Below are 7,529 nucleotides of genomic sequence, written 5' to 3'. Positions count from 1 at the left end.
CCAGGACCACGAGGACGAACAGGGTCGTCGCCACGAACTCGATCAGAAGCACGGTGGGCCAGCCGGCTTGGGAGGTGGAGTTCTCCCCGTAGCCGTTGGCCACCGCACCCAGGGCTTGGGCGGTGGTGGAGGCATCGATCAGTGTCATCAGCACCGCCCACAGCAGGCCCACCGCGACCAGTGCTCCGAGCACCTGGGCCACCACGTAGCCGAGGGCGACCTTGGTCGGAGTGCGCCCGGCCACGACCGCCGCCAGGGTCACTGCTGGATTGAAGTGTCCCCCGGAGACGTGTCCGAAAGCCACCAGTACCGCCAGCAGCGCCAGCCCGAAGCCCAGTGCGGAATCGATCACCGCGGTGGCGAAAATGCCCGTGCCCAGCCCGGCGAAGACCAGCACGGTAGTACCGGCGAACTCCGCCGCCCACCGGGCACCGGCCGACGGGGCCGGGGTCACCCCGCCGGTGACGGAATCTTTGCGCACCGCATCCGGGACCGGGGCCACCAGATTCTGGAAGTCGGGGGCGGCCGTGTCCGTAGCACGGGCAGGCGCGGTGGATCCCATAACAGCGGGTCCCGAGGCGTTGTCGGTCATAGGGGGTTCTCCTGCAGGTCGCTCGACACGGCAGTGCCAAGATGGTGGGTCAGCAAGTCCGGGCGTGGGTGCCGGTGCCATAGGACCACGGTTTGCTGAATGGTTCTTGAACACGGGCCCAAACGTGTTGATCCCACAGCCGGTCCTTGCTGGTTGGTCGCTTCACTGTCGGCGAAGGGGTGGTTCCGCCTGTTGAAGGACTCCTTGGTGGGGCTCCCTGGTGGGTCCGGCTCCAGCGAGGGCCAGCCCATCGGGTCGGAAATGGCCGGGACGACGGGCAGGGAGGTGATGACTCTGCCACCCCACCGGTCCTGGACGGGGGGAGGAGTAGGGACTGGGACGGCGGTCGGCCTGATCGGGTGAACGAGTCAAGAGCACCCGGTCGGGCTGATCACCGCAGGTCAGTGCAGACTCAGGGCTGTGGTGGTGATCTCGGAGATGCCGATCTGGTCGATCAGTGCCGGAAGGTCCTCGGCCTCGGGTCTGAAGCCCAGCAGCGGCACGGTGGAGCCGGTGTGGTCCTGGGACTTTTCGGTCGGGGAGGTGGCGTAGTGGAGATTCATGCGCCCACCGTCGGTGGTGGCTAAGGTCGCCGTCGCGCCGGCGGACCGTCTCAGGCTGCCTTCACCAGGTCAGGTCGTGGCAGCCGGGCCGGTCGGCGGGTTCTACCTGCAAGGTGGCGTGCTCGATCGCGTACCGTTCGCGCAGCACGTCCTGGGCGCCGACGAGTACCTCCTGGTGGTCCGCGCCGGGGGCCGCGACGAGGTGGGCGGTGGCCACGTTCATCCCCGAGGTCAGCGTCCACAGGTGCAGGTCGTGGACCTGGGCCACCCCGCCGACGTCGCCGAGGGTGGCCGCAACGGTTTGGGGATCGATGCCGGCCGGGGCGTGCTGGCCGAGCACGGCGAGCACCTGCCGTCCGAGGGTCAGCGCCCGGACGATGACGAAGACCGCGATGAGGGCGGCCACGACAATGTCCCAGATCGGATTTCCCGTGAGGATGATCAGGCGCCGGCGATCATGACGCCCACCGAGCCGGCGGCGTCGGCCACCACCTCGAAGTAGGCGCCCTTGACGTTCAGGCTGTCCTTGGACCCGCTGCGCAGCAGGAGCATGGAGACGATGTTGATGACCAGCCCGATGAAGCCGACGACGAGCATCGTCCCGGAAGTCACCTCGGGGGCCTCGCCGAACCGGCCCATCGCTGAGACGATGACGTAGGCGCCGACACCGAGCATGATCAGCACGACCAGGCCGGAGGCGAAGATCTCGGCCCGGTAGGAGCCATACGTGCGCCGGCCCGTGGTGTCCGGTCTGGTGGCGATGTGGGTGGCCAGCAGTGTGCTGGCCAGGGCCACCACGTCGGCGGCCATGTGGCCGGCATCGGAGATGAGCGCCAGGGAATTGGAGACCAACCCGGCGACGAGCTCGACGACGAAGAAGGTCGCCGTCAGCGCGAACGCCGCAGCCAGCCGCCGGCGATAGCGCCCACCCGCGTGCCCTGCGGTGGGCATGGCCGGCCCGTGGCTGTGCCCGGCGCCCATCAGGAGCTCCCCTCGTGCCGGGTGTGCTCGCGGCTGAGATCGAGCAGCATCCGCACATGAGCATCGGCGAGACGGTAATACACCATCCGCCCGTCCCGTCGGTTCTCGACGACCCCGGCAGTGCGCAACAGGCGCAGGGCCTGGGATACCGCCGTCTCCGGGACCTCCACCGCGGCGGAGAGGTCGCACACGCACAACTCACCGGCCTCGAGCAACGCGTAGAGGATCCGCACCCGACGCGGGTCGCCGAACAACCTGAACATCGCGGCGAGCTGCACCGCCTCGGCGTGCTCGGGAATGTTCTGCCGGGTCAGCGCCACCTTGTCGGGGTGGGCCGCGACGACCACGCAAGTCTCCAGCGGGGTGACCTGAACCATGAGACCTCCTCACATCTGACTAGATCTGCATATGTTATCCCATGGGGCATCTTCCGGTACCCAGGGCCAGCGCCACCTTCACCCAGGGGCGCAACCGATGCCGGAGCGGTCATGCCGCCAGCCCCTCGATGGCCGGTCAGGGTCTCCGGCAGTCTCCAGGGCCTGAGCCCTTTGAGCATCTGCATCGGGCGTCGCGGACTGGTTCACGTCGTGTGGATGGTGCGCCTTGTCCGTCCCGGGCTCATCCTGGCCGGACATGCGCGGCGCATCTGCGGGCTGCCCCCTTCACCGCCTCGTCCAAGCCGACCCTGACCCCGCGCACGTGCCCATCCTCGTCGCATGAGCGCAGCCTTGCGGTGGAAGGGCCTATGCAGGTGCCCTGCTGGTCAAGGGCGGCGTCCTCGTGTGCTGTCTCGGGTACCCGAAATGTTTGCTGGCCTGCCGATTGGCTCCGACGGCTGGTTGCCAGGCGGCGGAACGGGCGCATCCTGACCACGACGGGCCCGGAGGGCCGGGGCGTCACGTCGTCGTGGCTACCGGAACGGTGGCCCAGCAGGGGCCGACCGACTGTCGAAGGCGCTGTGCATTGCTATGTGTCCGGCGGAGATGTTGTTGGTGTCCGCTACCGATGTCGCCGGCGTGATGGGGACCAGCTGCTGTTGCAGCTGGGTCCGGGCTCAGTCTTCGCGACGACCGGGGGTGAGGACGAGCCCGCGCCCGGCGCCGGCGGTCCGGGCCAGGGCCCGCTCCAGCGGGCCTTGCCCGTAGGCGCGTTGCCAGGCCACGGCGAACACCGCCGCCCCGCCTGCGTGGATGAGGAACCACAGCATGGGCACCTCGTAGTGCACCATCGCGGCCAGGGCCAGCAGGTGGGCCGTGTAGAGGGTCAGGGTCATGGAACCGGCAGCACTGAGCGGCAGCAGCCAGGCGCCGGATTTCCGCCCGATGAGCAGGAACGCCCCCAGCACGGCTGTGCCGGAGCCGAGGCCGTAGAGGATGGCGATCGGGGTGTTGGTGTGCGGGCCGGGGATCAGCATCCACCACCACGTGGTGTCGGGCAGGACGGGGTCGGGCCCCAGATGAGGATCTCGTCGATCTGCTCGTGGCTCAGCGACGGGGTGGAGCTCATCAGTTGGTCGTAGCCGCCGGCCTGGAGGATCAGCACCCAGTAGACCAGCCACGCGGCCAGAGCCAGGATCAGACCGGCTACGAGCAACCGGCCCTGGACGTGCAGGGACCGCAGGTTGAGCCGGCCGATGGCTATGCCGGCGAGCAGGTAGGTCAGGTACGGGAACGCGGGGTAGGTGCCGGTCAACAGCACCTGGGACAGCACGGTGCCGGGGTCGGTGAGCACCCGGTGATGGTGGGGTTGTAGGTCTCCATCTCCGGTAGCGCGTCGCGCAGGGACTGCATCAGCACGGGGGCGAGCACGGCGTTGACCCCGGCGAGGACGAACAGGGTTCGTGCGGGCAGGTGCAGGAAGGGGATGGCCAGCAGGAAGAACACCCCGTAGTAGATCAAGATGTTGTAGGCCGGCGGGTCCTCCGGCATCACCTGGTTGACGAGCAGACCCAGCACGGTGATCAGCACGGCCCGGACGAGCACCCCCACCCGGTCAGCCGTCATCGTCCGGCCCCGGTGGGGTGTGCCTGCGCCGGTGGAGAAGGCCAGGCCGACCCCGGCCAGCAGGGCGAACAGGGCCGCGGCCCGGCCGGCGAAGAGCTGCCACTGCAGGGTGACCTCGTAGGTCTCGGGGTCCCAGGCGGGCAGAATGTGGATGGAGAACATCCCCAGCAGGGCCAGACCCCGGGCGGCGTCGACCCCCACCAGCCGTGGCTTCTTCACCAGCGGGAGCTCTGAGCCCCCTGTTGGTCCCCGCGTCCCCGAGTTCGGATGGTGGACGTTGACCATGCTGGTGCGTTCCTTCTCTCGGCTGTACCGGCGGGCCCCCGCCCACCGGTCCGGACCTCCGGGCCCTGTCTATCTCCATCCGACCAGGACGGACTTTCCCAGGCTTATCCTTTTCCTGTGTCCTGGCTGTGGAAGCAGCTCCAGTCGCCAGTGCCTGCCGCGAGGCTTGCGGACGGTTTTCTCCGGCCCCGCCACCATCAGCACCACGGACGTGCACCAGGTTCAGAACCGGTGGAGATGGTCAACGATCGGGTTTTCTACGCCCGGGGAGGAGTTGTCCTTGGCCAGACGATGTCCTGCAGACCACCGGGGACCACGCACCGGGTGACGGCAGGGACCGGCCGCGTCGGCGTCTTTGCCCGCCCCGACCGGCTCCGGTCGGCGGCTGATGCCTGTGGGGCTAGCGGTTCTCGGTGCGCTGCTGCAGCTGATCCAGGTAGGCGTTGTAGGCATCCAGATCCGGGGTGCCCCTGACGGCGGTTTCGGCCTCGTCGCGGGCGGCTTTGCGCGCATCGTCGCGGTGCCACTGGCTCATGATGAACAGCAGGATCAGCACGGACGGTAATTCGCCGTAGGACCAGGCCAACGAGCCGGCCAGGACCTGATCGGCCATCGGGTCGAGATCCCAGCTGTCCGGCGGGGTGGCGAAGAAATCCACGACGGGCAGCGGAGCCATCATGACGATGACGCCGAAGAAGGCGTGCAGCGGCATCTCGGGGACAATGTCGGCCAAGCGACTGCCGTAGGTCTGCTTGGTCGGTAGTGGATCGGCCGACAGCAACGGAACGGTGAACAGGATCCCGGAGGCCAAGAACAGCAGTTCCAACCCGGTATGGCCGTACCAGGTGGGCAACAGCCGGTCGTCCAGCCCGCTGAGATACACCCCGTAGAAACTGACCAGGAACAACGGAACCAAAAAGGCGGGATGGACGGCGAACCTGCCCCACCGGGAACGCAGACCCCCCAGGGCCAGACGCAGCACCACGGCGCCGGGTCCGCGGTGGGGTGTGGCCCGCAGCAGCAGGGTGCCCGGGCTGCCCAGGACCAGCAGTGCTGGGACGATCATCATCAGGGTCAGCTGCTGGAACATGAACACGGAGAACATGCGCAACCCGTAGCCTTCGATTCCCGCGCCCATGATGAGCGCGGTGGCCGCGCACCCGGTGAGAAAACACAGGGTCCGCCATACCGGCCACCGCCGGCGTGCTGTCCACAGCCGGGCTGCTCCGGCCAGATACAGCACAGCCAGCACCAGCGCGATGGCCGGGATGAGCGGAACCGGTTGCATCGTGGGAGCCAGGAAGTTCTCCAGGCTCGGGGGCTCGATCGGAACCCAGACCGGGCCCTCCACGCTGCGGTCAACCATGGTCACGGAAAGCATCGACTGCCATGGCCGCATTTTCGCACGCCACAGAACGGTCCCGGGGTCCTGATCGGGCCCTGAGCCCAGGACCGGTCCGAGAGGGGCGGGCGTGCCCCACCGGCCCCGTCCCTGACTTCCATGGGATCTTGGAGGTGGTGGCCGAAGAACCCCGGTGGATTCCGATCACGGCGCGCAGCGGGGCCGAGCCTGGAGACCGGTTCACGTCTGAGCCCGTCAGCTTTTGCACGGGCCCGGCCACGTGTGCTGATCCTGGTGTGCGGATGGGGATCATGATGGGGTGCGGCGCTCGGCCAGCAGGTCCTCCATGTAGTCGATCTCGGAGGTCTGGCTGGTGGCGATCGACTGCGCCAGGGACGTCACCACGGGATTCTCGGTGCGCTCCAGGATGGCCTGGGCCATGGTCGCACCTGCCTGGTGGTGAGGGATCATCAACTCGAGGTAGAGCCGTTCAGCTTCCCGGCCTTCGGCGTCCTCCAGCTGGTCCAGCTGTTCGGCGGTGGCCATACCCGGCATTCGCGCATCCAGGCCCGGGGTCGTGGAGTCCATGCCGGGCATGGACGTGTGGTCCTGCGCGCCGTCGTCCATCCAGGCCATGGTCGGCTGGGGCGAGGCCTGGGGCAGCCCCCACACGGAGAGCCACCCGTACATCTGCCCGGCCTGTTGCTGCTGGGTGCGGGAGATGTCGTAGGCCAATCGGCGGATCTCCGGATCCTCCGTGCGGTCCCGGACCAGGGAGCTCATTTCCACCGCTTGCAGGTGGTGGGTCTGCATGTCGCGGGCGAACCCGGCTTCCGGGCTGCCCTCCGCCGGGGTGGACGACGTTGGAGCGCTCAGCTGCCCCACCGCCCAGCCGGCAGCTGCCAGTAGCACGGCCGCCAGCACCAGCAGGACCCACCGTCCCCGGTGCCCTGCCACGCTCCTGGAGGCGGCGCCGGTGCTGGTGCTCACGCGACCCGGCTGGGGGCATCGATGCCACCGGTGCAGGACGCCCCGGGCTCCGGGGCCTCGGGGGACTGCCAGTACTTGGTCACGAACTGCTCCAGGCGCTCATCCTCGGGGGAGTCCACGGCCACCTGAGCCCCCCACGCCGAGACCATTATGGGGGCGCCCAGATCCTCGTAGGGGGAGAGCACCACGTAGGTGTCGGGGACAGCCTGGCGCAGGGCCTCCACCTGGTCCTCGGACAAGGCGGAGGGGTCGTAAGCGGCCCACACCGCCCCATGCTCCAGGGCGTGCACAGCGTTCTCCTCGGGCACCGGCTCCGTGTAGACCCCGCAGTTGAGCCAGGCACTGGCATGGTCCCCGCCCACCGGGGGCGCCTGCTCGTAGTCCACCGCGGCCTCCACATGGGAGTTGCCGAGGTCGCCGAAGGTCTGCAGCCCGGCGATCTCGATGTCCTCCCGCGCCTGGGGCGGGGGATCGTTGATCACCGCGACGGCCACTAGAGCTGCGACCGCTGCGACAGCGGTCACCGCACCCGCTCCCGCCAGGACCCGCCGCCTACGGGTGGCCCGGGCATCGGCCGCCCAGTGCTGATCCAGCAGCGCAGCACGTTCCTGCCGCGCCCGCTCCGGGTCCGTACCATCCGCCATGCGGTCTCCTCCAATGGACCAAAAAGGGTCTTGCTCCTCCTGAACGGGCAGGACGCTAGCGCACTGTGCTGGGTCTTTCCTGCACGGCCTTCTTCGGAAGATCGTCGACCACCCACCCCTGAACACGTT

9 protein-coding genes and 1 pseudogene are annotated in these 7,529 nt (G+C 68.6%); all 10 read right to left on the bottom strand.

What is annotated here, in order from left to right; translation table 11 throughout:
• Positions 1 to 592, bottom strand: a 592-nt coding sequence (locus BJF77_RS00070) for an MIP/aquaporin family protein (protein ID WP_187347224.1), incomplete at its 3' end; no start/stop codon positions are given.
• Between the two features lie 401 nt (positions 593 to 993).
• Positions 994 to 1,155, bottom strand: a complete 162-nt coding sequence (locus BJF77_RS20350) for a hypothetical protein (protein WP_158041128.1) — start codon at positions 1,153 to 1,155, stop codon at positions 994 to 996.
• Positions 1,156 to 1,216: 61 nt separating this feature from the next.
• Positions 1,217 to 2,136: pseudogene (locus tag BJF77_RS00065) on the bottom strand (cation diffusion facilitator family transporter).
• A complete protein-coding gene (locus BJF77_RS00060) occupies positions 2,136 to 2,513 on the bottom strand; it encodes a helix-turn-helix transcriptional regulator (protein WP_047804859.1) in 378 nt (125 codons plus the stop codon). Before BJF77_RS00060 ends, BJF77_RS00065 begins: the two are co-directional and overlap by 1 nt.
• Positions 2,514 to 3,190: 677 nt before the next feature.
• Positions 3,191 to 3,550 carry a hypothetical protein gene (locus tag BJF77_RS21185; RefSeq protein ID WP_255396053.1) on the bottom strand — a complete coding sequence of 120 codons (360 nt, stop codon included), beginning with the start codon at positions 3,548 to 3,550 and terminating at the stop codon, positions 3,191 to 3,193.
• Positions 3,544 to 3,867, bottom strand: a complete 324-nt coding sequence (locus BJF77_RS21180) for a hypothetical protein (protein ID WP_255396052.1) — start codon at positions 3,865 to 3,867, stop codon at positions 3,544 to 3,546. Before BJF77_RS21180 ends, BJF77_RS21185 begins: the two co-directional genes overlap by 7 nt.
• On the bottom strand, positions 3,825 to 4,358 hold the full coding sequence (locus tag BJF77_RS21175; RefSeq protein WP_255396051.1) for a heparan-alpha-glucosaminide N-acetyltransferase domain-containing protein: 534 nt from the start codon (positions 4,356 to 4,358) through the stop codon (positions 3,825 to 3,827). The genes BJF77_RS21180 and BJF77_RS21175 overlap by 43 nt, the downstream gene beginning before the upstream one ends.
• 466 nt (positions 4,359 to 4,824) lie before the next feature.
• Positions 4,825 to 5,790: a cytochrome c oxidase assembly protein gene (locus BJF77_RS00050; protein ID WP_047804905.1), complete on the bottom strand. Its 966-nt coding sequence runs from the start codon at positions 5,788 to 5,790 to the stop codon at positions 4,825 to 4,827.
• A gap of 285 nt (positions 5,791 to 6,075) precedes the next feature.
• The gene (locus BJF77_RS00045) at positions 6,076 to 6,756 is read right to left on the bottom strand and encodes a DUF305 domain-containing protein (RefSeq protein ID WP_238986113.1); all 681 of its coding nucleotides are present in this window, start codon (positions 6,754 to 6,756) and stop codon (positions 6,076 to 6,078) included.
• Positions 6,753 to 7,280, bottom strand: coding sequence for a DUF3105 domain-containing protein (locus BJF77_RS00040; RefSeq protein ID WP_238986114.1), 528 nt, complete (start codon positions 7,278 to 7,280; stop codon positions 6,753 to 6,755). The genes BJF77_RS00045 and BJF77_RS00040 overlap by 4 nt, the downstream gene beginning before the upstream one ends.
• Between the last annotated feature and the right edge of the window lie 249 nt (positions 7,281 to 7,529).

This window comes from Kocuria sp. CNJ-770 (assembly GCF_001942375.1).
In the GTDB taxonomy this organism is placed as follows: Bacteria; Actinomycetota; Actinomycetes; order Actinomycetales; family Micrococcaceae; genus Kocuria; species Kocuria oceani.
The sequence above is the reverse complement of the archived record's forward strand: the minus strand, read 5'-3'. Positions and strand labels throughout refer to the sequence as shown.

Coding starts and splice junctions, on each gene's coding strand:
- BJF77_RS00050 (WP_047804905.1), bottom strand. CDS start 5,790: ATGGTTGACCGCAGCGTGGAGGGCCCGGTCTGGGTTCCGATCGAGCCC.
- BJF77_RS00060 (WP_047804859.1), bottom strand. CDS start 2,513: ATGGTTCAGGTCACCCCGCTGGAGACTTGCGTGGTCGTCGCGGCCCAC.
- BJF77_RS20350 (WP_158041128.1), bottom strand. CDS start 1,155: ATGAATCTCCACTACGCCACCTCCCCGACCGAAAAGTCCCAGGACCAC.
- BJF77_RS21185 (WP_255396053.1), bottom strand. CDS start 3,550: ATGCTGATCCCCGGCCCGCACACCAACACCCCGATCGCCATCCTCTAC.